The sequence below is a fragment of the Streptomyces sp. NPDC037054 genome (genome assembly GCF_055606745.1).
Window position 1 is genome coordinate 251772 of the sequence record NZ_JBVJSJ010000012.1, and the last position, 22758, is coordinate 274529.

Annotated in this window: 23 protein-coding genes and 1 pseudogene; 15 read left to right on the forward strand and 9 right to left on the reverse strand. The window is 73.3% G+C overall.

Annotation, left to right across the window (positions count from 1 at the left end; translation table 11 throughout):
* Nucleotides 1-90: 90 nt before the first annotated feature.
* Nucleotides 91-1870 (forward strand): annotated as a pseudogene (locus ACZ7D7_RS26875) (FUSC family protein).
* Nucleotides 1867-2439: a MarR family winged helix-turn-helix transcriptional regulator gene (locus ACZ7D7_RS26880; protein WP_470827566.1), complete on the forward strand. Its 573-nt coding sequence runs from the start codon at nt 1867-1869 to the stop codon at nt 2437-2439. Before ACZ7D7_RS26875 ends, ACZ7D7_RS26880 begins: the two are co-directional and overlap by 4 nt.
* A gap of 93 nt (nt 2440-2532) precedes the next feature.
* Here the strand turns inward: ACZ7D7_RS26880 and ACZ7D7_RS26885 are convergent, their stop codons facing one another.
* Nucleotides 2533-3297, reverse strand: a complete 765-nt coding sequence (locus ACZ7D7_RS26885) for a VOC family protein (protein WP_470827567.1) — start codon at nt 3295-3297, stop codon at nt 2533-2535.
* 96 nt (nt 3298-3393) lie between these two features.
* Nucleotides 3394-3786 carry a VOC family protein gene (locus ACZ7D7_RS26890; protein WP_470827568.1) on the reverse strand — a complete coding sequence of 131 codons (393 nt, stop codon included), beginning with the start codon at nt 3784-3786 and terminating at the stop codon, nt 3394-3396.
* A 69-nt stretch (nt 3787-3855) separates the two neighbouring features.
* Between ACZ7D7_RS26890 and ACZ7D7_RS26895 the strand changes: the two genes are divergently transcribed.
* A complete protein-coding gene (locus ACZ7D7_RS26895) occupies nt 3856-4413 on the forward strand; it encodes a GNAT family N-acetyltransferase (RefSeq protein WP_470827570.1) in 558 nt (185 codons plus the stop codon).
* 90 nt (nt 4414-4503) lie between these two features.
* On the opposite strand, the gene ACZ7D7_RS26900 is transcribed toward ACZ7D7_RS26895, so the two are convergent.
* Nucleotides 4504-5187: a glycerophosphodiester phosphodiesterase gene (locus ACZ7D7_RS26900; protein WP_470827571.1), complete on the reverse strand. Its 684-nt coding sequence runs from the start codon at nt 5185-5187 to the stop codon at nt 4504-4506.
* A gap of 262 nt (nt 5188-5449) precedes the next feature.
* Between ACZ7D7_RS26900 and ACZ7D7_RS26905 the strand changes: the two genes are divergently transcribed.
* Genes ACZ7D7_RS26905 through ACZ7D7_RS26920 form a run of 4 tightly spaced genes read left to right on the forward strand, consistent with a single transcriptional unit; the run spans nt 5450 to nt 9961 of the window.
* Nucleotides 5450-6847 carry a DUF6421 family protein gene (locus ACZ7D7_RS26905; RefSeq protein ID WP_470827572.1) on the forward strand — a complete coding sequence of 466 codons (1398 nt, stop codon included), beginning with the start codon at nt 5450-5452 and terminating at the stop codon, nt 6845-6847.
* 35 nt (nt 6848-6882) lie between these two features.
* Nucleotides 6883-7629: an SDR family NAD(P)-dependent oxidoreductase gene (locus ACZ7D7_RS26910; protein ID WP_470827631.1), complete on the forward strand. Its 747-nt coding sequence runs from the start codon at nt 6883-6885 to the stop codon at nt 7627-7629.
* On the forward strand, nt 7626-8696 hold the full coding sequence (locus tag ACZ7D7_RS26915; protein ID WP_470827574.1) for a threonine aldolase family protein: 1071 nt from the start codon (nt 7626-7628) through the stop codon (nt 8694-8696). Before ACZ7D7_RS26910 ends, ACZ7D7_RS26915 begins: the two co-directional genes overlap by 4 nt.
* 35 nt (nt 8697-8731) lie before the next feature.
* Entirely contained in the window at nt 8732-9961 is a 1230-nt protein-coding gene (locus tag ACZ7D7_RS26920) for a hypothetical protein (protein WP_470827576.1), read from the forward strand.
* Here ACZ7D7_RS26920 and ACZ7D7_RS26925 read toward each other — a convergent pair.
* From ACZ7D7_RS26925 to ACZ7D7_RS26935, 3 genes are all read right to left on the reverse strand, one after another.
* Nucleotides 9951-10946, reverse strand: a complete 996-nt coding sequence (locus ACZ7D7_RS26925) for a hypothetical protein (RefSeq protein ID WP_470827577.1) — start codon at nt 10944-10946, stop codon at nt 9951-9953. The genes ACZ7D7_RS26920 and ACZ7D7_RS26925 overlap by 11 nt on opposite strands.
* Before the next feature lie 126 nt (nt 10947-11072).
* Nucleotides 11073-11801, reverse strand: a complete 729-nt coding sequence (locus ACZ7D7_RS26930; protein ID WP_470827578.1) for a lysophospholipid acyltransferase family protein — start codon at nt 11799-11801, stop codon at nt 11073-11075.
* Between the two features lie 183 nt (nt 11802-11984).
* Nucleotides 11985-12404 carry a DUF4395 domain-containing protein gene (locus tag ACZ7D7_RS26935; RefSeq protein ID WP_470827579.1) on the reverse strand — a complete coding sequence of 140 codons (420 nt, stop codon included), beginning with the start codon at nt 12402-12404 and terminating at the stop codon, nt 11985-11987.
* 77 nt (nt 12405-12481) lie between these two features.
* Between ACZ7D7_RS26935 and ACZ7D7_RS26940 the strand changes: the two genes are divergently transcribed.
* The 5 genes from ACZ7D7_RS26940 (at nt 12482) to ACZ7D7_RS26960 (ending at nt 17139) form a co-directional block, all read left to right on the forward strand.
* Nucleotides 12482-12895: a thioredoxin family protein gene (locus ACZ7D7_RS26940; protein ID WP_470827580.1), complete on the forward strand. Its 414-nt coding sequence runs from the start codon at nt 12482-12484 to the stop codon at nt 12893-12895.
* Nucleotides 12896-13102: 207 nt separating this feature from the next.
* Nucleotides 13103-13612 (forward strand): flavin reductase family protein, encoded by a 510-nt coding sequence (locus tag ACZ7D7_RS26945; protein ID WP_470827581.1) that lies wholly within the window; start codon nt 13103-13105, stop codon nt 13610-13612.
* Nucleotides 13613-13840: 228 nt separating this feature from the next.
* Nucleotides 13841-14629: an electron transfer flavoprotein subunit beta/FixA family protein gene (locus tag ACZ7D7_RS26950; RefSeq protein ID WP_470827582.1), complete on the forward strand. Its 789-nt coding sequence runs from the start codon at nt 13841-13843 to the stop codon at nt 14627-14629.
* A gap of 48 nt (nt 14630-14677) precedes the next feature.
* Complete coding sequence (locus tag ACZ7D7_RS26955; protein ID WP_470827583.1) at nt 14678-15640, forward strand: electron transfer flavoprotein subunit alpha/FixB family protein; 963 nt, start codon at nt 14678-14680, stop codon at nt 15638-15640.
* Nucleotides 15641-15831: 191 nt separating this feature from the next.
* On the forward strand, nt 15832-17139 hold the full coding sequence (locus ACZ7D7_RS26960) for a DUF6986 family protein (RefSeq protein ID WP_470827585.1): 1308 nt from the start codon (nt 15832-15834) through the stop codon (nt 17137-17139).
* A 182-nt stretch (nt 17140-17321) separates the two neighbouring features.
* Here the strand turns inward: ACZ7D7_RS26960 and ACZ7D7_RS26965 are convergent, their stop codons facing one another.
* Together ACZ7D7_RS26965 and ACZ7D7_RS26970 are read right to left on the reverse strand one after the other, a co-directional pair.
* Nucleotides 17322-18116: a hypothetical protein gene (locus ACZ7D7_RS26965; RefSeq protein ID WP_470827587.1), complete on the reverse strand. Its 795-nt coding sequence runs from the start codon at nt 18114-18116 to the stop codon at nt 17322-17324.
* A gap of 7 nt (nt 18117-18123) precedes the next feature.
* A complete protein-coding gene (locus tag ACZ7D7_RS26970) occupies nt 18124-19173 on the reverse strand; it encodes a LacI family DNA-binding transcriptional regulator (RefSeq protein WP_470827588.1) in 1050 nt (349 codons plus the stop codon).
* A 213-nt stretch (nt 19174-19386) separates the two neighbouring features.
* On the opposite strand from ACZ7D7_RS26970, the gene ACZ7D7_RS26975 reads away from it, so the two are divergent.
* The 3 genes from ACZ7D7_RS26975 (at nt 19387) to ACZ7D7_RS26985 (ending at nt 21950) form a co-directional block, all read left to right on the forward strand.
* Nucleotides 19387-20331 (forward strand): ROK family protein, encoded by a 945-nt coding sequence (locus tag ACZ7D7_RS26975; RefSeq protein WP_470827589.1) that lies wholly within the window; start codon nt 19387-19389, stop codon nt 20329-20331.
* Nucleotides 20332-20538: 207 nt separating this feature from the next.
* Nucleotides 20539-20733, forward strand: coding sequence for a hypothetical protein (locus ACZ7D7_RS26980; RefSeq protein ID WP_470827590.1), 195 nt, complete (start codon nt 20539-20541; stop codon nt 20731-20733).
* Nucleotides 20734-20876: 143 nt separating this feature from the next.
* Complete coding sequence (locus ACZ7D7_RS26985) at nt 20877-21950, forward strand: NUDIX hydrolase (RefSeq protein WP_470827592.1); 1074 nt, start codon at nt 20877-20879, stop codon at nt 21948-21950.
* A gap of 45 nt (nt 21951-21995) precedes the next feature.
* Here ACZ7D7_RS26985 and ACZ7D7_RS26990 read toward each other — a convergent pair whose 3' ends face one another.
* Entirely contained in the window at nt 21996-22712 is a 717-nt protein-coding gene (locus tag ACZ7D7_RS26990) for an MBL fold metallo-hydrolase (RefSeq protein WP_470827593.1), read from the reverse strand.
* Between the last annotated feature and the right edge of the window lie 46 nt (nt 22713-22758).

Genomic DNA, 22758 nt, shown 5'->3' on the forward strand with positions numbered 1-22758 from the left:
TTATTCACGAGTAAAACACCTGCTAACGTCATGCGAGTGACCCGTGCGACCCCCGCCTCCCGAACCCCGGCCCTCCGACGGCCCTCCCTGATGGGCGCGCTGCGCCTCGGGCGGCCCTCGGACATCTGGTTCAAGCCCGCCCTGAGCGTGGTCGTCGCGGTCGCCCCGCCCAACCTGGCGCTGCTCGCCGTCGGCCGCCTCGACCTCGCGATGTACACGATGGCCGGCTCCCTGTGCGCCCTCTACGCGCACCACCGTCCCTACGCCGCCCGTGCCCGCGTCCTCGCGTGGGTCGTGCTCGGCATGCTCGCCGGTCTCGCCGTCGCCCTGGTCGCGGCGTCCCTCACGGCGAACGCCGTGCTGCTCGTCACCGTCGGAGCCCTGCTCGCCGCGGCGCAGAAGGCGCTGTGCGACGCCACCCGCGTCGGCCCGCCCGGCAACGTCATCCCCGCCTTCGTCACCTCCGCCGCCCTGTTCGTGCCCCAGACCCTCGGCCAGGTCCCCCGGGCACCTCGCCCTCGCCGCCGCGGCCGGGCTCTGGGCCTGGCTCGTCGGCATGGCGCCGGGACTGGTCCGGCCGCACGGACCTGAACGCCGCGCCACCGCCCACGCCCTGAACGCCGCCGCCGCGTACGCGGAAACCCATGGCACCGGGACCGGCGTTCCCGACGGCAGCGGCACGAGCACGAGCGGCAGCACCACGGCCGATGACGGCAACAGCAACAGCAACAGCAACGGCGACGGCGACGGCGAAGGCCACGCCGGGCTCCGGGCCCGCGCCGCCGGATACGCGGCCGTGCAGGCGGCCTGGCAGACCCTGATGTCCACGGGGACGCCCACCGAGATGCCCACGAGCACCCGCCCCATCCGGCGCGCACTGGAACGGCTCCTCGTGCGCGCCGAGGTCGCCCTCGCCGCGCCCGCGGACGCCGACCCCGCGCGCCTGCGCGCCCTGGCGCGCGAGCTGCGTGGCACCCGCCCGGTGCCCGACCCGGGCGACCCTCGGGAGGCCGACGGCGAACTGCTCGGCGTGGCCGTCGAACGCGCCGTGCCGGCCCGGCCCTGGTGGACCCGGCTCGGCCCGCTCACGCCGCTCGCCGTCCGCACCGCACTCGGCTGCGCCCTCGCCGGCTACGCCTCCCTCGCCCTCGGGATCGGCCGCCCCTACTGGGCGCTGGTCACCGCGGCCTCGCTGTACCAGGCCGGCCTCGCCCTCACCTGGAGCCGGGGTGTCCAGCGCGTCGTGGGCAACCTCGCGGGCGTCCTCCTGTTCGCGGCGGTCGTGCCGCTGGCTCACGCCCATCGGGCGGCCCTCGTGCTGTGCTGCCTCGCCCTCAACTTCGGCGCCGAGGCGCTCATCGGCCGCAACTACTGGCTGGGCAGCGTGTGCGTGACCCCGATGGCCCTGCTCGTCACCGAGTTCGCCGGGTACCAGGCGCCGGGTCCGCTGATCGCCGAGCGGATCGTGGACACCGTCGTCGGCGCCCTCGTCGGCCTCGCCGCCGCCGTGGTCGTCACCAACCGCAGGGCGGGCGACCGGGTCGAGCGGGCCGTCGCCGCCGTCGACCGGGCGCGGGAGGGCGCCGCGCGCCTGGCGAATGGGCCCGAGCCGGACCCCCGCGACCTGGAGACGGCCCGCCGCTGCCTGGCCGCCGCACTGGTCGACCTGCGGGCCACCGCCGAGGCCGCGTCCGGCGAATGGTGGCAGCGCGCCCTGCCCCAGGAGAGGGTCGTGCGCGCCGAGCGGTCCGGACACCGTACGCTCGCCGCGACGGTACGACGCCGTCCGACGCGCCCGGACCGGGGCACGCCGGACGGGCACACCGCGGACCGCGGCGGTGACACGAAACGGGAGGACGCACGGCCATGACGGCAGCGAACGGACGGCCGGCGACCGGGGACACCACGCGGGCGGAGGAGACGCCCGGCGCGGCGCGGGGCGACACGGTCGCGGCGGTCGTCCGGCAGTGGCGGGCCGTCCACCCCGACCTCGACACCGGGCCCATGGAGATCATCGGCCGCGTCAACCGCTGCGCCGCCCTCCTCCAGCAGGCCGAGGACGCGCCGCTGCGCCGCGCGGGCCTGAGCCGCTCCGAGTTCGAGCTGCTGGGGGCGCTGCGCCGCACCGGGCACGAGCTGACGCCGGGCGACGTGGCCCGCGAGACGTTCGCCTCCGGCGCCGCCGTCACCAAGCGCCTCAAGCACCTGACCGAGCGGGGCCTCGTGGAGCGGCGCGGCGACGACCGCGACCGCCGCGTCGCCCACGTCCGGCTCACCGACGCCGGCCGTGACCTCGTCGACGGGATCCTGCCCGAGCAACTGGCCTACGAGAAGGCCGTCCTGTCCGACCTCGCCCCCGCGGACCAGGGCGACCTCGCGACCCTGCTCGGCGAACTGCTCGGCCGCCTGGAGGGCCGGCTGGGAGCGCTGCGGGCCTGACGACGGCCGGGCCCCCGAACATGGGGGCCGGCGTCAGGGCTCCTCGCCCCCGGCCCGAGCGAGGTCACGGCTTCTCGCCCGCCCGGCCCGGCGTCAGGGCGCCTCGCCCGCCCGATGGACGCCGAACATCGCGCCCTGCGGGTCCCGCAGCACCGCGATGCGCGGCCCGGCGGGCAGGGACGTCGGCTCCATCAGGACGGTGCCGCCCGCGTCCGTAGCGTCGGCGGCCGTCCGGTCGGTGTCCGCCGTGGCGAAGTACGGCAGCCAGTGCGCCGGCACCTCGTGCGGGAACTTGTCGTCCATCGGCACCATGCCGCCGAACTCCGCGCCGCCGACCGTCCACCGCGTGTACCGCTCGGACGTCCCGGCGCTCCAGCCGAAGAGCGTCGCGTAGAACGACTCGGCCCGCTCGGGGGCCCTCGTCAGCAGTTCGACCCAGCCCAGCGAGCCGGGCGCGTTGAACAGTCCGGCGCCGGGGAAGCCGCCCGGCTGCCACAGCTGGAGGACCGCGCCGGCCGGGTCGACGACCACCGCCGAGCGGCCCAGACCGGGGACGTCCGAGGGCCCGGTCAGGACGGTGCCGCCGGCCGCCGTGACCTCCCGCGCCGCGACGTCCGCGTCGGTCACCGCGAAGGAGACGCTCCAGGCGACGGGCTGCCCGTCCTGCGCCGACGGTGTGATCCCGGCGACCGCGGCGTCCTGGAGGTACGCGACGGTGTAGCCGCCGGCCCCGGTCCCGGGCGGCGGCCCCGGCCGCCAGCCGAACAGCGCCGTGTAGAACCGCTGGGCCGCCGCCACGTCGCGGGTGCCCAGCTCCACCCAGCAGGGACCGCCGAAGACCGGTTCGTCGAGCTCCATGGCGTTCCTTCCGCGCGGGACACCCCCACCAGCACGCTAAGCCGGGTCCCCGCCCCCGGCCATCCGGCGGACCGGGCGCGCGGCGGAGCGTCGGTGTCAGATTCCCGGCCGGTACCGCATCGGATGGTCCGCCGGGACCTCCACCAGCACGATCGGGACCCCGTCCGGGTCGGCGACCCACATCTCGATCAGCCCCCACGGCTCCCGCACCGGCGGGCGGACGATGTCGACGCCCTTCGCCAGCAGCTCCTCCCGCGCCGCGCCGACGTCCGGGACCTGGAGCCACAGCCGCACGGCCGGGGACGGCGGCGCCTGAGCCCGGCCCGACAGCTCCAGGTAGCCGCCGCCGAGGAAGTAGACGGTGCCGCGTTCCGGACCCGTGCCGAACTCCCGGTAGACGGTGAGTCCGAGCCGCTCGCCGTAGAAGTCGCGGGACCGCTCGGGATCGGTGGGACGGATCAGCGTCCGCCCGGCAAGTACCTGCACCATGCGGCGGAGCCTAACGGCAGGGTTACGCTCGACCTGCCCGAGCCGTGCCGAGAACGGAGACGTCACCTCATGGAGCCCCTGGCCGCCCCCACCACCGCCCCCGGCGGACTGACCTTCCGTGACGCCACCGACGCCGACGTGGCCGACCTGGTCGCGCTGATCGAGTCGGCGTACCGCGGGGACGCCAGCCGGGCCGGGTGGACCACCGAGGCGGACATCCTCGCGGGGCAGCGGACCGACCCGGAGGGCGTGCTGGAGGTCGTCGAGAACCCCGACAGCAGGCTGCTGACCGCCGAGCGCGACGGCCGCATCATCGCCTGCTGCCAGCTCGAACACCGGGGCGCGCACGCCTACTTCGGCATGTTCGCGGTCAGCCCCGCGGTCCAGGGCGGCGGCATCGGCAAGATCGTCCTCGCGGAGGCCGAGCGGCGGGCGCGCGCGAGCTGGGGCGTCACGGAGATGCACATGACGGTGATCTCCGTGCGCGAGGACCTCATCGCCTGGTACGAGCGCCGCGGCTACCGCCGCACGGGACGGATGACCCCCTTCCCCTACGGCGACGAGCGCTTCGGCATCCCGCAGCGCGACGACCTGGAGTTCGAGCTGCTGGTCAAGGAACTCGCCTGAGCGTCGGCCCGCGAACGGGCGGTGAAGCCGGACGCCGGCCGGAGAGCGGGCCCTGAAGCCGGGCCGCGAGGAGGCCCGAAGCCGGACGTGTCAGGCCGTGAAGCGGCCGGTCCGCTTGATGTCCGGGTAGTCGGTGGTGGCGCCGTCCAGCTCCAGGGCGTGCGCGAGCCGCAGGTGCTCCTGGGTGTTGACCACCCAGCCGATGATCCGCAGGTCTCGCTTGCGGGCGTGCTCCACCACCTCCAGCGTCAGCCGGCGGATGTTGAGGCAGACCGTCGCGGCCCCCGCCTCGACGGCGCGGTCCACGACGTCGAGGCCGTACCGGCTGGCGATGAGCGCCGTGCGCACCCCCGGCACCAGCCGGGCGATCTCGGTGATGGCCTCGTCGTGGAACGAGGACACCTCCACCCGCGGCACGAGATCCCGCTCCCGCATCACGTCGGCCAGCGCCCGGGCCGCCGCCACGTCCTTGATCTCCGCCTGCAGCGGGGCCCGCACGGCGTCCAGGACCTCCTCGAACACCGGGACCCGCTCGCCCCGGCCCGCGTCCAGCGCGCGCAGCTCGTCGAGGGTCTGCTCGGCGATCGGACCGCTGCCGTCGGTCGTGCGGTCCACGTCCAGGTCGTGCATGACGACCAGGGCGCCGTCCTTGCTCAGGTGCAGGTCGAGCTCGATGGCGTCGAGACCGGCCCGCTCGGCGGCGACGAAGGACCGCAGCGTGTTCTCGGGCTCGACGCCCATGACCCCGCGGTGACCGATGGTGAGGAGGCTCAAGGTTCCACTCGCTTCCGTCGACGGCGGCTCGGCGGACGGAACGGAACCGAGCCGTCCGCACGGCTGGGCCGCAGCCTAACGGCCCGCGTCGAACCGTACCGTCGGCACAGGGGGCGGCAGGGCGCCTCCGCTCGTGTCCGGCAGGAAAAAGTGCGGCGAAGGGCGGGGGTGCGCAGGATAATTTCCCGATGATCCTCTTGCTGGGAGGAACCTCGTATGCCTACGGTGTCCCCACACGAGCTTCTCCCGTGGAGGATGGGACATGACGGAAATTCTTGTGCAGACGGGTGTGAGGGACAGCGTTCCTCCGGCGACCAGGGTGGTGGAACACCCGGCGTGGCCCGTGCTCAAGGATGCCGTGGAGCAGATCCGGCCATGGCAGTCCAAGGACGGATCGATCGACTTCGGCGCCGAGGGCGCCCCGTCCCGCGCCGACGCCGAGCGCGCCGTGGGGCGCGTCGCCGACGCCGTGCGCGAGCTGTCCCCGCTGCTGCCCCACGACCGCGCCTACCACGAGGCCCTGGTCGAGGACCTGCGCCGCTGGGCCGAGGGCGGCTTCGAGGTGCCCGACTTCCTGGACTCGCTGCTGGCCTTCCAGCCCGCCGCCCACCGCGTCGACGGCCTCCAGCACCTCGTGGTCTTCCCGATGTACACGCAGAACGGCAACCCCGACCGCAACTTCGAGGCGGTCGTGCTGCGCATGGTCTGGCCCGAGTGGCTGGCCGAGCTGGAGCGCACCCGCTACGACAACCCGCTGTTCTGCGGCATCACCTTCGAGGACTTCACGGCCGGCTACGACACCAACTCGGCCGTCCTGTTCCCCGAGACGATCGCCGTGCGCGAGGCCCCCGAGCGCTTCACCTGGGGCGGCATCTTCTGCGACCGCGAGGCCGCCCGCTTCCGCCGGGTGACCGCCGCCGCCGTCGACATCCTGGGCCTGGAACTGCCCGAGGACGTCGCCGCGATGGTCCACGACCAGAAGCGCTGCGAAGAGGCCTTCGTGCTGTGGGACATGGTCCACGACCGCACCCACAGCCACGGCGACCTGCCCTTCGACCCCTTCATGATCAAGCAGCGCCAGCCGTTCTGGATGTACGGCCTGGAGGAGCTGCGCTGCGACCTCACCGCCTTCAAGGAGGCCGTGAAGCTCGCCGAGGAGGGCGTCCCGCAGGCCCGCGACGTGCAGTACGCGGTCCTCTTCGACCGCATGTTCCGCTTCCCGGTCACCGGCGAGCGCGTCCGCAACTACGACGGACTCGGCGGCCAGCTCCTCTTCGCCTACCTGCACAAGCACGACGTCGTCCGCTGGACCGACAACAAGCTGTCCATCGACTGGGAGCGCGCCCCGCGCGTCACCAACCAGCTGTGCGCCGACATCGAGACGCTGTACCGCGACGGCATCGACCGCCCCAAGCTCGTCCACTGGTTCGCCGGCTACGAGCTGGTCTCCACCTACCTCGCCCCGCACCCCGGCTCCACGTGGGCCAAGGGTCCCGACGCCCTGGACCTGACCCAGCCGCCGCGCAAGCTCGTCGACGAGGTGCTTCCCGACGAGTTTCCGCTCAGCATGTTCTACGAGGCACTGTCCAAGAAGCTCAAGAAGGTGATCGCCGAGACCAAGGGGATCCGGGCGGACGGCGCCGAGCGGGTCGCCGCATGAGCGACCGCACCGACGAAGCATCGCTGGAGGCGAAGATGGGGAACGGGGCTCTCGACGGCGCGGTCGTCGCGGTGGCCGGAGCGGGCGGACCCGCCGGCCGGGCGGCACTGCTCAGGCTCGCCGAGGCGGGCGCGACCGTCATCGGCTCGGACAACGACCCGGAGCGGCTCGCCGAGGCCGTGGACGCGGCCCGCTACGCGCACGGCGGCGCCACGGTCACCGGCGAGAAGGTCGACCTGCTCGACCTCGACGCGACCCGCGACTGGGCCGCCCGCATCGAGCAGGACTTCGGCCGGGTCGACGGCGTGGTCCACCTGGTCGGCGGCTGGCGCGGCAGCCAGACCTTCACCAAGACCGACCCGGCCGACTGGGACCTGCTGGAGAAGCTGCTCATCCGCACCGTGCAGCACACCACCCTCGCCTTCCACGAGGCTCTCCAGCGCAGCGACCGCGGCCGCTACGTCCTGATCAGCGCGGCCGGCGCCAGCAACCCGACCGCGGGGAACGCCGCCTACTCGGCCGCCAAGGCCGCCGCCGAGGCGTGGACGCTGGCCATGGCCGACTACTTCCGCAAGGCGGGGGGCGAGCAGGGTCCGACGTCCGCGGCTGCGATCCTGGTGGTCAAGGCGTTGGTCCACGACGCGATGCGCGCGGAGCGGCCCAACGCGAAGTTCGCGGGCTTCACGGACGTCAAGGATTTGGCCGAGGCCATCACCGGAGTCTGGGAGAAGCCCGCCGCGGAAGTGAACGGAAACCGTCTGTGGCTGACCGAGAAGCCGTGAACCCCCCGAAGACCGACGCGCGTCGCCATCACGACCCGGAGGTCCGCGGTTTCGCCAGTGACAACTACGCCGGGGCCCACCCGGAGGTGCTCGCCGCCCTGGCCCTCGCCAACGGCGGGCACCAGGTCGCGTACGGCGAGGACGACTACACCGAGAACCTCCAGCGGATCATCCGCAGCCACTTCGGCGCGAGCGCCGAGGCGTTCCCGGTCTTCAACGGCACCGGCGCCAACGTCGTCGCGCTCCAGGCGGTCACCGACCGCTGGGGCGCGGTGATCTGCGCCGAGAGCGCGCACATCAACGTCGACGAGGGCGGCGCCCCCGAGCGCATGGGCGGCCTCAAGCTGCTCACCGTGCCCACGCCCGACGGCAAGCTCACGCCCGAGCTGATCGACCGGCAGGCGTACGGCTGGGAGGACGAGCACCGCGCGATGCCGCAGGTCGTCTCGATCACCCAGAGCACCGAACTCGGCACGCTCTACACCCCGGAGGAGATCCGGGCCATCTGCGAGCACGCCCACGCGCACGGCATGAAGGTGCACCTGGACGGCTCCCGGATAGCCAACGCCGCCGCCTCCCTGAACGTCCCCATGCGGACCTTCACCAACGCGGTCGGCGTCGACATCCTCTCCCTGGGCGGCACGAAGAACGGCGCCCTGTTCGGCGAGGCCGTCGTCGTCATCAACCCGGACGCCGTGCGCCGCATGAAGCACCTGCGCAAGCTGTCCATGCAGCTCGCCTCCAAGATGCGCTTCGTGTCGGTGCAGTTGGAGGCGCTGCTGGCCAAGGACCTCTGGCTGCGCAACGCCCGGCACTCCAACGAGATGGCCCAGCGCCTCGCCGAGGGCGTGCGCGCCGTGCACGGCGTGGAGATCCTCCACCCGGTGCAGGCCAACGCGGTCTTCGCGCGTCTTCCGCACGAGGTGACCGAGCGCCTCCAGAAGCGGTTCCGCTTCTACTTCTGGGACGAGGTCGCGGGCGACGTCCGCTGGATGTGTGCCTTCGACACTACGGAGGAGGACGTGGACACCTTCGTGGCCGCCCTCAAGGAGGAGATGGCCCGCTAGTGCTGCGAAGCCGTTCGGCCCGTTAACCTCCCCCCATGCGTGATGGGGGAGTGACCGAGGAAGGAACCGGGACCGGGGAGGGGCAACGGCCGGGCCCTGCCGCCACGTTGCGCCGCCGCCGGCTGCTCGCCTCGGCTGTCGCACTGGCGCTGGCCGTCGGCGGCACGGCCGTGCCGCTCGTCCTCGCGGCCGGCGACGACGAGCCCGGGTGCCGCGAAATCCCCGCGTCCACCCGGGCCTTGACGAAGGACCCCGCCGCCGCGACCCGCGCCCTGGACCCGGGCGACGACATGTCCCGCTACCCGGCCGTGCGCGGGCTGGTGCGCCAGGAGAACCCCTGCGGCGACGGCGCCGAGGTCCTCGGCAGGCTCGTCGAGGTGGCCACGGTGGCGCGGGGCCCAGGTACCCCGCACACCCTCGCCCAGGCCCGCTGCGCCTACGCCGTGGTCGCGGCTCTGGACGGGGCGGACGTGCCCCACGGCATGGCGCCCGGCGTCGCCCGCGTGCTGGCCGACTACGTGGCGGACGAGGCCCGCTTCCAGCGCTTCGGGCGGGACTCGGACCGTCCGGTGGTGCCGCCGGAGCCGGCGGCGCCGGACGACACGCGCCGCACGGGACACGGCCGCTTCCTCGCGCCCGGCGAGGCGCACGTCGACTTCGACCACGAGGACGAGGCGACGGGCGCGCGGCCCGAACCCGTGTACCTGGTCCACGAACTGGCCCGGAACCCCGAGGCGTTCGCGATCCTGTACGCCGCCGAGCGCGCGTACTTCGCGCACTACCTGGAACGTCTCACCCGGCAGGGCGGCGACCCGGACCACCGGCCCGACAAGCGCGAGAAGTGGGGCCGCACGACGGCCACCGACTGGCCCGACAACGACCTCGAGGACATCGCCGAGCGCGTCGGCGCCCTGATGCAGCATCGCGTCCTGCACGCGAAGGAGGGCGGCATCCCCGATCTCGCCGCCTTCGACGCGACCGTGCGCCGCCACACGCGCGGCGCCTACGAGGCCGCTCCCCGGCAGCTCACCACCCGCCCGCCCATGGGCGACATCGCCGACCGGCCCGTGGCCGGCCCCGTGCGCGGCGATCTCATGGACGGCCGGCACCACCTGCTGACCGTGCTCGACGCCTGGGCCGGGGACCGGGGGGTGCCCGAAGAGCGTGCGCGGGTCATGCGGCAGATCGTCGACGACGCCTACGTCAGGAGCATGTGGCGGGAGGCGGCGCTCCCCTGGAGAGGGAGCCGAGTGCTCAGCCCTTGACCCGAAGGCCGGAGCAGTCCCGCCGTTCCATCTGGTCACGGGCGAAGGCCTCCAGCAGATCCCGCATGCCGGACCGCGTCATGCCGGAGACCTTCCCGCGGGCGCCCACGGCGAAGTTGGCGGCCTCCCCGGCACACCGGGCCGACGCCGTCAGGGGCCGGGGCACGCCTTCCTCGCGGGTGAGCCGGTTGCTCCAGTCTCCGTACCAGGCGGCGAAGGCCAGCCTGACCTGCTTCCCGCGTCCTTCCTCGCCGTCCGAGAGCAGTTCGCAACGGCCCGTCGGTGCCGCGTCGTTCGTGCCGTAGCCCACCCGCCAGCCCTCGGGGCGCGGCAGGCCCGCCCGCGACGCCCAGCCGCATCCCAACGCGTCGGCCTCCGCCAGCGGCACGGTGGGGAACTCTTCGTCCGTTTCCGCGGGCGCGGCCTCGACCTTCGGCGTGGCCAACCGCTCCGCGCCGCAACCGAGCCGGTCCGAGGCGCCGTTGACGAAGGCGACGGCCGTCTCGTACGCGGCAGGTGAGTCCGACGAGGTGACCCGGCCGAAGGCGGTGCGCACGACCATCCTGCGCTGCCGTCCGTCGTCGTCCGTGCCCAGCGCCGGACAGGGCACGAGGAAGTAGAGGTTGTCCGAGGTGTCGGCGAATGCGGGCAGGCCCGCGGGCACGGGCCTCTGCGGGACGAAGCCGTCGTCCTCGAAGACGGACATGAAGAGCCGGTCCCGCTCGTCCCGCCGCGTGGACGCCCAAGCGGCGAGGAGCCGCTCGTCGTCCGCGTCGTCGGTCTCGACCGTCACGCGGCAGGTGTAGTCGCCGAGTTCGTCGTACGCCGCCGACTCGGCGTCCTGGAAGTGGTCCGCCTCCTCGGCCAGTTGCCGTACGGCGTCGCCGGGCAGCATCCCCGAGCACGCGCCGCGCACCAGCCACCAGTCCTGGACGTACGGCTCGGCGATCCAGCCGCCGAGGCCCAGGACCGCCACAGCCGTCACCGACACCTTGATCCAGCGCCGCATTCGCTCGCCCCCGTCGCGCAGTCGGTCGCGGGGGAGCCGGCCCGACCGCGGCCGGCCCGCCCCGTCACAGCCGGGACCTTATCGGCAGCGGGGGCGCGGAGGTCAGCGGGCCTCGGCCTCGCGGACCTGCTCCGGGGTCGGCGCCGTGCCGCCGAGGTGCGCCGGCAGCCACCACGTGTCGTCGGCGTCCTTGGGGCGCACGGGGTACGCGCGCTGCGCCGCCTCCAGGAGCTCCTGCACGCGCTCGCGCAGCTGCCGCGTGATCGCGCCCGCGTACTTGTCGCGGGACGCCTCGATCGCCTCGCCGACCCGGATGGTGATCGGCGTGTGGCTGCGCTTGAAGTTGCGCGGGTGGCCCTTGGTCCACAGCCGCTGCGTGCCCCACACGGCCATCGGGATCAGCGGAACGCCCGCCTCCTGGGCCATCCGCGCGGCACCGGACTTGAAGCTCTTGAGCGTGAACGACTGCGAGATGGTCGCCTCGGGGAACACCCCGACGATCTCGCCGGACCGCAGCGACTCCAGGGCGTGCTGGTAGGCCGCCTCGCCCTGCTTGCGGTCGACGGGGATGTGCTTCATCCCGCGCATCAGGGGACCGGAGATCTTGTGCCGGAACACGGCCTCCTTCGCCATGAACCGGACGAGACGCTTCTGCGGCAGTGCCGCCAGGCCGTTGAAGATGAAGTCCAGGTAGCTGATGTGGTTGCTCACCAGCACGGCGCCGCCCGAGCGCGGGATGTTCTCCGAACCTCGGCAGTCGATCTTGAGGTCCCACACCTTGAACATCGTGCGAGCGAGACCGACGACGGGACGGTAAACGAGTTCTGCCATGGGCAGGGTGGACCCTTCCTTCTCTGCCTGGGAAGGGGACTCCCGGCGGAAAGTTACGCAGCCGTAGGTTTACGGCTTGTCGAGATCGTGCCCGAAGAACGTCCGGGTAGCCAGTCCTCGCGCCCTCCAACCGCGAGATTCTCGTCACGTCGCACACCCGGCCCACCTCGGGCTTTTACACGATCATTGCCCGGAGCGAACCGTCACACGCCGTACGAGCAGGTACATCTCGCAGCCCAGGCAGTACCCGAACGCGGCATTGAGGAAGGCCGCGGCGAGCGCCGCCCCCGTCGCGGCGAGCCCCAGCCACTGCGGCCCCAGCACGAACCCGACGAGGCCGGCCCCCGCGAAGACCAGCCCCACCGCCTGCGCGAACCGCGGCGGCTGCGGCGCCTCGAACTCCGTCGGCGGCCCCAGTCGCGGCCGCACCGCCCTGCGGTACAGCCATCCGTACGGCGAGCGGCCCACGCCGCCCGCGGCGCCCAGCGCGAACGCCAGCGTCTGCCAGGCCAGCAGCCACGCGCTCCCGGTGACCAGCACGACCGCCAGGACGACGGTCGTCACGGCCGCCCCGAACCGCGGCCCTCTCACATCGATGTCCATGCGGACCAAGCATTCCGCACCCCGGCCCGCACCGGGAACCGGGAATCTTTGCGGTCCCGTGAACGCTTGTGCGGAGGATGACCGGACTGGTGGTGTGCGTGGTGGTGCTCGCGGCGGCGAGCGCCTACGGAGTGCTGCAACGGCGGCGGAGCGGGAGGATGCGGGTGCGCGGGCGCGACGACGGCAAGCGGCTCGGGGCGGCCGAACTGGGCGCCGAGCTCGGCGAACGGGCCACGCTCGTGCAGTTCTCCAGCGCCTTCTGCGCCCCCTGCCGGGCCACCCGGCGCGTCCTCGGCGAGGTCGCCGGCCTGGTCCCGGGCGTGGCCCACGTCGAGATCGACGCCGAGGCCCACCTGGACCTCGTACGCACCCTGGACATCCTCAAGACGCCGACGGTGCTCGTGCTCGACGCCGACGGCCGGGTGGTGCGCCGCGCCACCGGACAGCCCCGCAAGGCCGACGTCATCGCCGCGCTCGGCGACGCCGTCTGACCCCGGGGACACGACCGTGAGCCATCTCCCACATGCCGGGACGTACTTGACCTTGCGCGGAATGTGTCGTCAGCCTGAGTCGTATGCCTTCGGAACTCCTTCTCTTCGGGCGGGCGCACATCGACCTCGCCCGTACCGCGAGCGCGCGCTGTCCGGGCTGCTGAGCAGCCAAGGACCCGCTTGTCGCCTCCCGAGAAGGACAACTCCATGACGGCCACGCCCGACCTCGTCACGCCCCGCCTCGCCTCGCCCGACCTGCTGCGCTCCGTCTTCCGCCGGCACGCGGCGGGCGTCGCGGTGATCACCGCGCAGTCCGACACGGGTCCGGTCGGCTTCACCGCCACCTCCCTGACCTCCGTCTCCGCCGAACCCCCGATGGTCTCCTTCGGCGTCGGCGCAGGTGCCTCCAGCTGGCCCGCGATCGCCACGGCCGACCACGTCGGCGTGCACATACTCGGCGAGCACCAGCGGGAGCTGGCCGCCACCTTCGCCCGCAGCGGCGCCGACCGGTTCGGCGCGCCCACCGCCTGGCGGGAGGGCCCCGGGGGAGTGCCCGTGCTCGACGGGGTCCTCGCGTGGCTGGTGTGCCGGATCGTGGCGCGGGTGCCCGCCGGCGACCACCATGTGGTCCTCGCCGAGGTCGAACTCGGCGATCCCTCCGGTTCCGGCCGGCCCCTCCTCTACCACCAGGGACGCTTCACCGGCCTGCGCGACTGAGGGCGGGCCGGGCGGCCGGGCCCCTGCTGCGTGACGGTCCGGTTCCGGTTACGCTGCGTTGCACAGGTCACAGTTCAAAGCGCTTGCTTAGCGGGCATGGACTGGGTGTACTGACGAGTAATATTTCGCTCGGAGCGTGGGTCGCCCCGACCGGGATCAGCCGCTTGAGGCGCCTATGCTGCCTGCAAGCAGGCAGCCGAGAAATGACGATGCAGTAGGAGAGCCGGCGTGAGCTTGAGGATCGTTGTCACTGTGAAGTACGTGCCCGACGCCACTGGCGACCGGCACTTCGCCGATGACCTGACCGTCGACCGGGACGACGTGGACGGTCTGCTCTCCGAGCTGGACGAGTACGCGGTCGAGCAGGCGCTGCAGATCTCCGAGAACTCCGACGACGACGTCGAGGTCACCGTCCTGACCGTCGGCCCCGAGGACGCCAAGGACGCCCTGCGCAAGGCGCTGTCCATGGGCGCCGACAAGGCCGTCCACGTCGAGGACGACGACCTGCACGGCACCGACGCCATCGGCACCTCCCTGGTGCTGGCCAAGGCGATCGAGAAGGCCGGCTACGACCTGGTGATCTCCGGCATGGCCTCCACCGACGGCACCATGGGCGTCGTCCCGGCCCTGCTCGCGGAGCGCCTCGGCGTCCCGCAGGTCACCCTGCTCTCCGAGGTCTCCGTCGAGGGCGGCACGGTCAAGGGCCGCCGCGACGGCGACGCCGCGAGCGAGCAGCTGGAGGCCTCCCTGCCGGCCGTCGTGTCGGTCACCGACCAGTCGGGCGAGGCGCGTTACCCGTCGTTCAAGGGCATCATGGCGGCCAAGAAGAAGCCGGTGGAGTCCTGGGACCTGTCCGACCTCGACATCGACGAGGACGAGGTCGGCCTCGAGAACGCCTACACCACGGTCGACTCCGCGACCGAGCGCCCGGCGCGCACCGCGGGCACGATCGTCAAGGACGAGGGCGAGGGCGGCAAGCAGCTCGCCGAGTTCCTCGCGGGCCAGAAGTTCATCTGAGCCCCCTTCCATCGCCCCTCTGTCTTTCGCAAGCAGGAGAGAAGTCCCATGGCTGAAGTTCTCGTCTACGTCGACCACGTGGACGGCGCCGTCCGCAAGCCCACCCTCGAGCTGCTGACCCTGGCCCGCCGCATCGGCGAGCCGGTCGCCGTCGCCCTCGGCAACGGCGCCGCCGACACCGCCGCCACGCTGGCCGAGCACGGCGCGGTGAAGGTGCTGACCCACGACGCCGCCGAGTACGCCGAGTACCTGGTGGTGCCGAAGGTGGAGGCCCTCCAGGCCGCCTACGAGGCCGTGTCCCCGGCCGCCGTCCTCGTGCCGTCCTCCGCCGAGGGCAAGGAGATCGCCGCCCGCCTGGCGCTGCGCATCGGTTCCGGCATCATCACCGACGCCGTCGACCTGGAGGCCGGCGACGAGGGTCCGGTCGCGACCCAGTCGGTGTTCGCCGCCGCGTTCACCACCAAGTCCCGCGTCTCCAAGGGCACCCCGGTCATCACGGTCAAGCCCAACAGCGCCGCCGTCGAGCCGGCCCCGGCCGCCGGTGCCGTCGAGGCCTTGTCGGTGTCCTTCTCCGACAAGGCCACCGGCACGAAGATCACCGGCCGTACGCCGCGCGAGTCGACCGGCCGCCCGGAGCTGACCGAGGCCGCGATCGTGGTCTCCGGCGGCCGCGGTGTGAACGGCGCGGAGAACTTCGCGATCATCGAGGCGCTCGCCGACTCGCTCGGCGCGGCCGTCGGCGCCTCGCGTGCCGCGGTCGACGCCGGCTGGTACCCGCACACCAACCAGGTCGGCCAGACCGGCAAGTCCGTGTCGCCGCAGCTGTACATCGCCTCGGGCATCTCCGGCGCGATCCAGCACCGCGCCGGCATGCAGACGTCGAAGACGATCGTGGCGATCAACAAGGACGCCGAGGCCCCGATCTTCGACCTGGTCGACTACGGCGTCGTCGGCGACCTGTTCGACGTCGTCCCGCAGCTCACCGAGGAGATCAAGGCCCGCAAGGGCTGACCGTTCCCGGAGCGTCGAAGGCCCTCGTGACCCGCGCGGTCGCGGGGGCCTTCCCGTTGCCCCGCGCCCGGCGGCCGGAGGTGCGGAGCCGGCCGGGACGTAAGACGGTGTTGACCAGGCGGAAGGTCGCCCGATAACTTCGTTCTACGGATTGTTGATTCCGTATGGCGGAAAAACAGGAGGGTGTGGGCATGGGTCAGGGCCAGCAGGAGACCGTGGCGACGAGCCTCGCGGGCGCCGTGCGGGAGGAGATCAGCGCCTCCCTCGCACCGGTCGACGCCGAGCTGGAGCGCCGCTACCCGGGGGACCCCGGCACCCGCCAGCCCGTCCACACGGTGTACGTCCCCGGCGACGCCTTCACCGCTGAAACGATCCGCTCCTGGGGCGACCAGGCCCTCGACCTCCTCGACGAACACGCCCCGGACGCCGCCTCGTTCGCCGCCGTCCTCGGCCTGGCCGACGACCTCGCCGAGCCCGTCCACGCGCGCGTGCGCGCCAAGCTGGAACGCGAGCCGATCGAGGACCTGCGCGTCGACTTCGAGGACGGCTACGGCAACCGCCCCGACGCCGAGGAGGACGAGGCCGCCGCCCGCGCCGCCCGCCTGATCGCCGAGGCGTACGCCACCGGCACGGCCGCCCCGTACATGGGCATCCGCATGAAGTGCATGGAGGCGGCCGTACGCGACCGCGGCATCCGCACCCTCGACATCTTCCTCACCGGCCTCATGGAGGCCGGCGGCCTGCCCGACGGGCTCGTGCTCACCCTGCCGAAGGTGACGTACCCCGAGCAGGTCACCGCCATGGTGCGGTTGCTGGAGGCCTTCGAGAAGGCGCGCGGCCTGGAGCCCGGCCGGATCGGCTTCGAGATACAGATCGAGACCAGCCAGTCCATCCTCGCCGCCGACGGCACCGCCGCCGTCGCCCGCATGATCCACGCCGCCGAGGGCCGCGCCACCGGACTGCACTACGGCACCTTCGACTACAGCGCCTGCCTCGGCGTCTCCGCCGCCCACCAGGCCAGCGACCACCCGGCCGCCGACCACGCCAAGGCGATCATGCAGGTCGCCGCCGCCGGCACCGGCGTACGCGTCTCGGACGGCTCCACCAACGTCCTGCCCGTCGGCCCCACCCCGAAGGTCCACGACGCCTGGCGGCTGCACTACGGCCTGACCCGCCGCGCCCTGGCCCGCGCCTACTACCAGGGCTGGGACATGCACCCCGGCCACATCCCCACCCGGTACGCCGCCGTCTACGCCTTCTACCGAGAGGGCTTCGAGCAGGCCGCCGGCCGCCTCGCCCGCTACGCCAACCACGCCGCCTCCGGCGACGTCATGGACGAGCCCGCCACCGCCAAGGCCCTCAGCGGCTACCTGCTGCGCGGCCTGGACTGCGGCGCCCTCGACATCGCCGAGGTCGCCCGGCTCACCGGCCTGACCCGCGCCGACCTGGAGAGCTTCGCGGCGCCCCGACGCGGCGACCTGACGGCCTCGGCGACCTGACCCCGGCCACGGCCCCACGCCGGCACGGCATCCGCTGCCCCTGGTCCGGACGCCACAGGTGTCACAGGAACGGGGCGGCGGTGTCTTCGGGGAGTACGGGCGGGCGGACGGGGCCGGCGGCCGGTGGCCGGGCGCTGTCGCGTCGACGACAGCGGCAACACGGGCGTCTTCGCCGGTGACGTCTACATCAAGGGCGGCGACAACGACGCGCCGCCGCCGGGACTGCCGGTCTGCTGAGCCCGCACGTACCGCTCCAGACCCGACCCGGTCACCATGCCCTCCTCCGCGAACAGCCGCGTCCCCCGCTCGCACCGCCACCGGTCGGCGCGGGCCCGCGCGCTGAACTCCTCGGGCGTCGCGCCGAACAGCTCCCTCAACCGGGGCCGGTCGGTCAGGAGCTCACCGAGCAGCGGGCGCTGGCCGGGATGGGCGCGCGGGGCGCCGTTGCCGTCGCGCAGGACGCCGTGCCGGTTCACGTACACGTACGTGCCGGGCAGCAGGGTGCCGTCGGCGAGTTCGATCCGCACGTCGGGCGCGGGCAGCCAGGCGCGGTCGTAGTTGCCGCCGGGCAGCGGTACGCCCTCGCTCGCGTCGATCACCCCCAGCTGCCGGGTGTCGAGCCAGATCAGGAACAACTCCCTTACGGCCGAGGGCGAGGCGACCGGGGAGGCGGACACGTAGCCCATGCGGCTCACGTGTGCCGAGACGCCCACGTCGAGTCCGGTGACCCGGGCCCGGACCATCGGGATCGGCGAGGCGATGCCGAACTCGGCGGTCTTGTGCCGCAGTTGGCCGGGGCAGGCGTTGGAGCCGACGGCGAGGACCGGGACGCGGTCCTCGTGCACCAGACGCTCCAGCGGCAGCAGCCGGTCGCCGTCCAGCAGGCCGGAGTCCGCGGGCCACGCCCCGGGGTAGAGCAGCGGATGGTCGCGCGGCGCCTCGGCCAGTCCCAGCGCCTCCAGGGTGCGGTCGGTCATGCGCCGCTCAGTCCGCCGGGGGCAGCTCGCCCGAGCCGCGGGTGATCAGCCGGGTCGGCAGTTCGATGCGGTCGGGCGTGGTCAGGGTGCCGTCGAGCTGCTGGAAGAGACGCTCGGCGGCGGTGCGGCCGAGCGTCGCCGCGTCCTGGGCGACGACCGTGACGCCGGGCTGGAGCAGATCGGCGAGCTCGATGTCGTCGAAGCCGACCAGGGCCACCGGGCGGGAGTGCTCGGCGAGCACGCGGATCACCGTGACCGTCACGCGGTTGTTGCCCGTGAAGACGGCGGTCACCGGGTCCGGGCCGGACAGCATCCCCTCGGCCGCCCGCCGCACCCGCACCGGGTCCGTGACGCCGAGGGACATCCAGGAGTCCTCGACCGGTATCCCGGCGTCCTCCATGGCGGCCCGGTAGCCGCGCAGCCGTTCGGCGGCGGTGTGGATGCGCGGCATGTCACCGATGAAGCCGATGCGGCGGTGCCCGTGCGCGATCAGGTGGGCCACGCCGTCCCGGGCGCCGCCGAAGTTGTCCGACAGGACCACGTCCGCGTCGATCTGCCCGGCCGGGCGGTCCACGAACACCGTCGCGACACCGGCCTTCAGCTCCGGCTCCAGATAGCGGTGGTCGTCGCCGGCCGGGATCACCACCAGGCCGTCCACCCGCCGCGCGCACAGCGCCAGCACGAGTTCCTGCTCGCGGTCCGGGTCCTCCGCGCTGGAGCCGTTGATGAGCAGCGCTCCGTGGGCCCGCGCCACCTCCTCGACCGCGCGGCTGAGCGGGCCGTAGAACGGGTCGGCGAGGTCCTCCAGCACCAGGCCGATGCTCGCCGTACGGCCCTTGCGCAGCACCCGCGCGCTGTCGTTGCGGCGGAAGCCCAGCGCGTCGATGGCCTCCTGGACGCGGCGCTCCGTGTCCGGCGTGACGCCCGGTTCGCCGTTGACGACGCGCGAGACCGTCTTCAGTCCGACGCCGGCCCGCGCGGCCACGTCCTTCATGGTCGGACGATTGCCGTAGCGGCTTCCGGGGAGGCGGTCAGCTCGGCGGGGCGTCTCGGGCACGATGCGGTGTCCTGTTCCTGTCGTCCGACGGGGTGCGGCGGTCCAGTGGTTTGTATGAGGATGTGGCGTCGAGCATAGAGCCTGGACAACGTTGTCAGATGCGGGAGACACTGTCCATCGCACTCTTCGGCCCGCGCCCCCACGCGCGACCGGCCTGCTGCTTTCCCATTTTTTCGCGACGCTTCGCATGGTGGACGGGGAGATCCGACTCTGATGCACACCAACCTCGTGGCCGCGCTGGACATCGGCGGCACCAAGATCGCCGGTGGCCTGGTGGACGGCCATGGCGAGATCCTGGTGCGGGCCCAGCGCGCCACGCCCGCGCGGGAGGACGGCGACACCGTGATGCGGGCCGTGGAGGACGTGCTCGACGAGCTGGCCACGTCGCCGCTGTGGGCCCGCGCCTCGGCCGTCGGCATCGGCAGCGCGGGGCCGGTCGACGCCTCCGCGGGTACCGTCAGCCCGGTCAACGTGCCCGGCTGGCGTGACTATCCGCTGGTCGGGCGGGTGCGCGAGGCGGTCGGCGGGCTGCCCGTCGAGCTGATAGGCGACGGCGTCGCGATCACGGCGGCCGAGCACTGGCAGGGTGCGGCCCGCGGCCACGACAACGCGCTGTGCATGGTGGTGTCGACGGGGGTCGGCGGCGGCCTGGTCCTGAACGGGCGCCTCCACCCGGGCCCCACGGGCAACGCCGGTCACATCGGCCACATCAGCGTCGACCTGGACGGCGACCCCTGCCCGTGCGGTTCGCGCGGCTGCGTGGAACGCCTGGCGAGCGGCCCGAACATCGCCCGCCGCGCGCTGGACGGCGGCTGGCGCCCCGGTCCCGACGGCGACACCTCCGCCGCCGCGGTGGCCGCCGCCGCACGGCTCGGCGACCCCGTCGCCGTGGCCTCCTTCGAGCGGGCGGCGCAGGCGCTGGCCGCCGGCATCGCGGCCACCGCGACCCTGGTCGAGATCGACATCGTCGTGATCGGCGGGGGAGTGGGCAAGGCGGGCGACGTCCTGTTCACCCCGCTCCGCACGGCGCTGAAGGCCTACGCGACGCTGTCCTTCGTCCAGCGCCTCACGGTGACTCCGGCCCAGATGGGCACGGACGCCGGCCTGGTGGGAGCGGCGGCAGCGGCGCTCTCGGGCCGGGCCGTGGCGGGGGTGTAGGCGCGGACCGGCGCAGGGCGCCGGGTTCGCGGAGCCGGGTCGCGGCAAGGGGTGCGCGGGCCGGTGCGGGGACGGCACTGGGCCCGGTTGGGTGGGCCGGTGCGGGGCGGTCCTGGGCCCGGTCGGGTGGGCCCGGTGTGGAGTGACACCGGGTCCGGTCGGCGGGCCGGTGCGTGACTCCTGGGGCGCTGCGTAGTTGAGCACGGCATGAAGAAGCGCAGCATGCTCGCCATCGCCTCCCTCGCCGCCGGTTTCGTCGTCGCGGCCGTCACCCCCTCCCACGCGGAGGGCCAGTCGGCGCTCGGTGACCTCGACGTGGACCGCACCCTCGGCACCGCCCAGGACCTCGTCGCCACGGACAGCCTGGCCGGGGTCGAGAACGCCCTGGGCGACAAGGACTGACGAGCCTCCCTCCCGGCCGACGGCGCCGGTGCCCCCGTGAAAAGGGCACCGGCGCCGTCGGCATGGGCGCCCTCAACTGGGGCTGGTTTCCGTGGCAGGGTGGAGCGGGCAAGCCACAGGGGGCCAACTCAAGAGGGGGACACGTGATCGTTTGGATCAACGGGACGTTCGGTGCGGGAAAGACCACCACCGCACGGGAACTGATCGAACTGATCCCGAACAGCACGCTCTTCGACCCCGAGGTCGTCGGCGGCGCACTCACGCACCTGCTGCCGCCCAAGCACCTCGCCGAGGTCGGCGACTTCCAGGACCTCCCGATCTGGCGACGTCTCGTGATCGACACGGCGGCCGCGATGCTCGCCGAACTCGGCGGCACCCTCGTGGTGCCCATGACCCTGCTGAGGCAGGAGTACCGCGACGAGATCTTCGGCGGCCTCGCCGCCCGCCGCATTCCCGTCCGGCATGTGCTCCTGGCCCCGGCCGAAACGATCCTGCGTCAACGAATAGCCGGCCGTGAGGTCCCCCCGGGCCTCCCCGACGGCGAGATGCGTGTCCGCCAGTGGTCCTACGACCACATCGAGCCGTACAAGGCCGCGCTCGCCTCCTGGCTCGTCGCCGACGCCCACCCCGTCGACACCAGCGCGCTCACCCCGCGGGAGACGGCCGCGCGCATCGCCGAGGCCGTCGCCGGGGGTGTCGTGCCCGTCTGCGACATCGTGCAGACACCGGAGCCGACCGCGGAGACGCTGGCCGCGGGCGTGCTCCTCTTCGACGAGCGGGACCGCGTGCTGCTCGTCGACCCCACCTACAAGGCCGGCTGGGAGTTCCCCGGCGGCGTCGTCGAACCGGGGGAGGCGCCCGCCCGTGCCGGCATGCGCGAGGTCGCCGAGGAGACCGGCATCCGCCTCGACGACGTACCCACCCTGCTCGTCGTCGACTGGGAACCGCCCGCGCCGCCCGGCTACGGCGGGCTGCGGCTGCTCTTCGACGGCGGCCGGCTCACCGCCACGGACGCCGCCCGCCTCCTGCTGCCCGGACCCGAACTGCGCGACTGGCGCTTCGTCACCGAACAGGAGGCCGCCGAACTGCTCCCACCCGTCCGCTACGAACGCCTGCGCTGGGCCCTGCGGGCCCGGGAGCGCGGGGCGGCGCTCTATCTGGAGGCGGGGGTCCCCACCCCTTACGCCGACAACGCCGAGGCGCGGGAGGGACCGTGACCGTTTGTCGGCGACAAGTCTCTGACGCGTAGAGGGACTTGGTCGTCAGTCTGCCGTCCCGGTGGACTCGGCCGCGCGGCGGATCGCCGTGGCCGCACCCCCGAGTACCGGGTCCCCGTGGCCGAAGCACGCCACGTCGGGGTCGAGCGCCGCCAGGCGGTGACATGCCGCGAGGACCCGGTCGCGGTCCAGGTTGAAGACGCCCGGCACGACCGTGCCGTCCACCGGCAGCGCGGCCACCGTGTCGCCCGTGAACAGCACGCCGTGGGACGGCAGATGGAGCGCGAGGCTGCCGTCGGTGTGACCGGGGACGTGCACGACGCGCGCCCCGTCGCCGGTGTCGAGGACATCACCGTCGGCCAGTTCGGTGACCCGTGGCGGACGGGCGAAGTCGCCCTGCGGGAGATGCTTCTGTGCCTCCGCGTGGATCGGCAGCTCCCAGTCCTCGAACACCGGCGGCGGGCCCGGGACGTCACCCCGCACGAACGGCGCGTCCAGGACGTGCGCCAGCACCTCGGCCCCGGACAGCGCCGCGAACTCGGCCGCCCCGCCCACGTGGTCCTCGTGGAAGTGCGTCAGCACGACCCGGCGCACCGAACGCGGATCCCGGCCCAGCCCCCTGACCGCCCCGGCGATCGCGGCGCCGGCCCCGGGAGGGCCCGCGTCGATCAGCGTCGACTCGTCGCCGTCCCGCCACAGATACGCCTGACCGACCGGGAACCGCAGCAGATGGAGCCGGGGAAGGAGCTCGATGACGTCCATGGGACGAACGTAGCCGGGCCCCCGCCCGGAGGCAGGGGCCCTCTGC

Coding starts and splice junctions, on each gene's coding strand:
- ACZ7D7_RS26880 (WP_470827566.1), top strand. CDS start 1,867: ATGACGGCAGCGAACGGACGGCCGGCGACCGGGGACACCACGCGGGCG.
- ACZ7D7_RS26885 (WP_470827567.1), bottom strand. CDS start 3,297: ATGGAGCTCGACGAACCGGTCTTCGGCGGTCCCTGCTGGGTGGAGCTG.
- ACZ7D7_RS26890 (WP_470827568.1), bottom strand. CDS start 3,786: ATGGTGCAGGTACTTGCCGGGCGGACGCTGATCCGTCCCACCGATCCC.
- ACZ7D7_RS26895 (WP_470827570.1), top strand. CDS start 3,856: ATGGAGCCCCTGGCCGCCCCCACCACCGCCCCCGGCGGACTGACCTTC.
- ACZ7D7_RS26905 (WP_470827572.1), top strand. CDS start 5,450: ATGACGGAAATTCTTGTGCAGACGGGTGTGAGGGACAGCGTTCCTCCG.
- ACZ7D7_RS26910 (WP_470827631.1), top strand. CDS start 6,883: ATGGGGAACGGGGCTCTCGACGGCGCGGTCGTCGCGGTGGCCGGAGCG.
- ACZ7D7_RS26920 (WP_470827576.1), top strand. CDS start 8,732: ATGCGTGATGGGGGAGTGACCGAGGAAGGAACCGGGACCGGGGAGGGG.
- ACZ7D7_RS26930 (WP_470827578.1), bottom strand. CDS start 11,801: ATGGCAGAACTCGTTTACCGTCCCGTCGTCGGTCTCGCTCGCACGATG.
- ACZ7D7_RS26935 (WP_470827579.1), bottom strand. CDS start 12,404: ATGGACATCGATGTGAGAGGGCCGCGGTTCGGGGCGGCCGTGACGACC.
- ACZ7D7_RS26940 (WP_470827580.1), top strand. CDS start 12,482: ATGACCGGACTGGTGGTGTGCGTGGTGGTGCTCGCGGCGGCGAGCGCC.
- ACZ7D7_RS26945 (WP_470827581.1), top strand. CDS start 13,103: ATGACGGCCACGCCCGACCTCGTCACGCCCCGCCTCGCCTCGCCCGAC.
- ACZ7D7_RS26955 (WP_470827583.1), top strand. CDS start 14,678: ATGGCTGAAGTTCTCGTCTACGTCGACCACGTGGACGGCGCCGTCCGC.
- ACZ7D7_RS26960 (WP_470827585.1), top strand. CDS start 15,832: ATGGGTCAGGGCCAGCAGGAGACCGTGGCGACGAGCCTCGCGGGCGCC.
- ACZ7D7_RS26965 (WP_470827587.1), bottom strand. CDS start 18,116: ATGACCGACCGCACCCTGGAGGCGCTGGGACTGGCCGAGGCGCCGCGC.
- ACZ7D7_RS26975 (WP_470827589.1), top strand. CDS start 19,387: ATGCACACCAACCTCGTGGCCGCGCTGGACATCGGCGGCACCAAGATC.
- ACZ7D7_RS26980 (WP_470827590.1), top strand. CDS start 20,539: ATGAAGAAGCGCAGCATGCTCGCCATCGCCTCCCTCGCCGCCGGTTTC.
- ACZ7D7_RS26990 (WP_470827593.1), bottom strand. CDS start 22,712: ATGGACGTCATCGAGCTCCTTCCCCGGCTCCATCTGCTGCGGTTCCCG.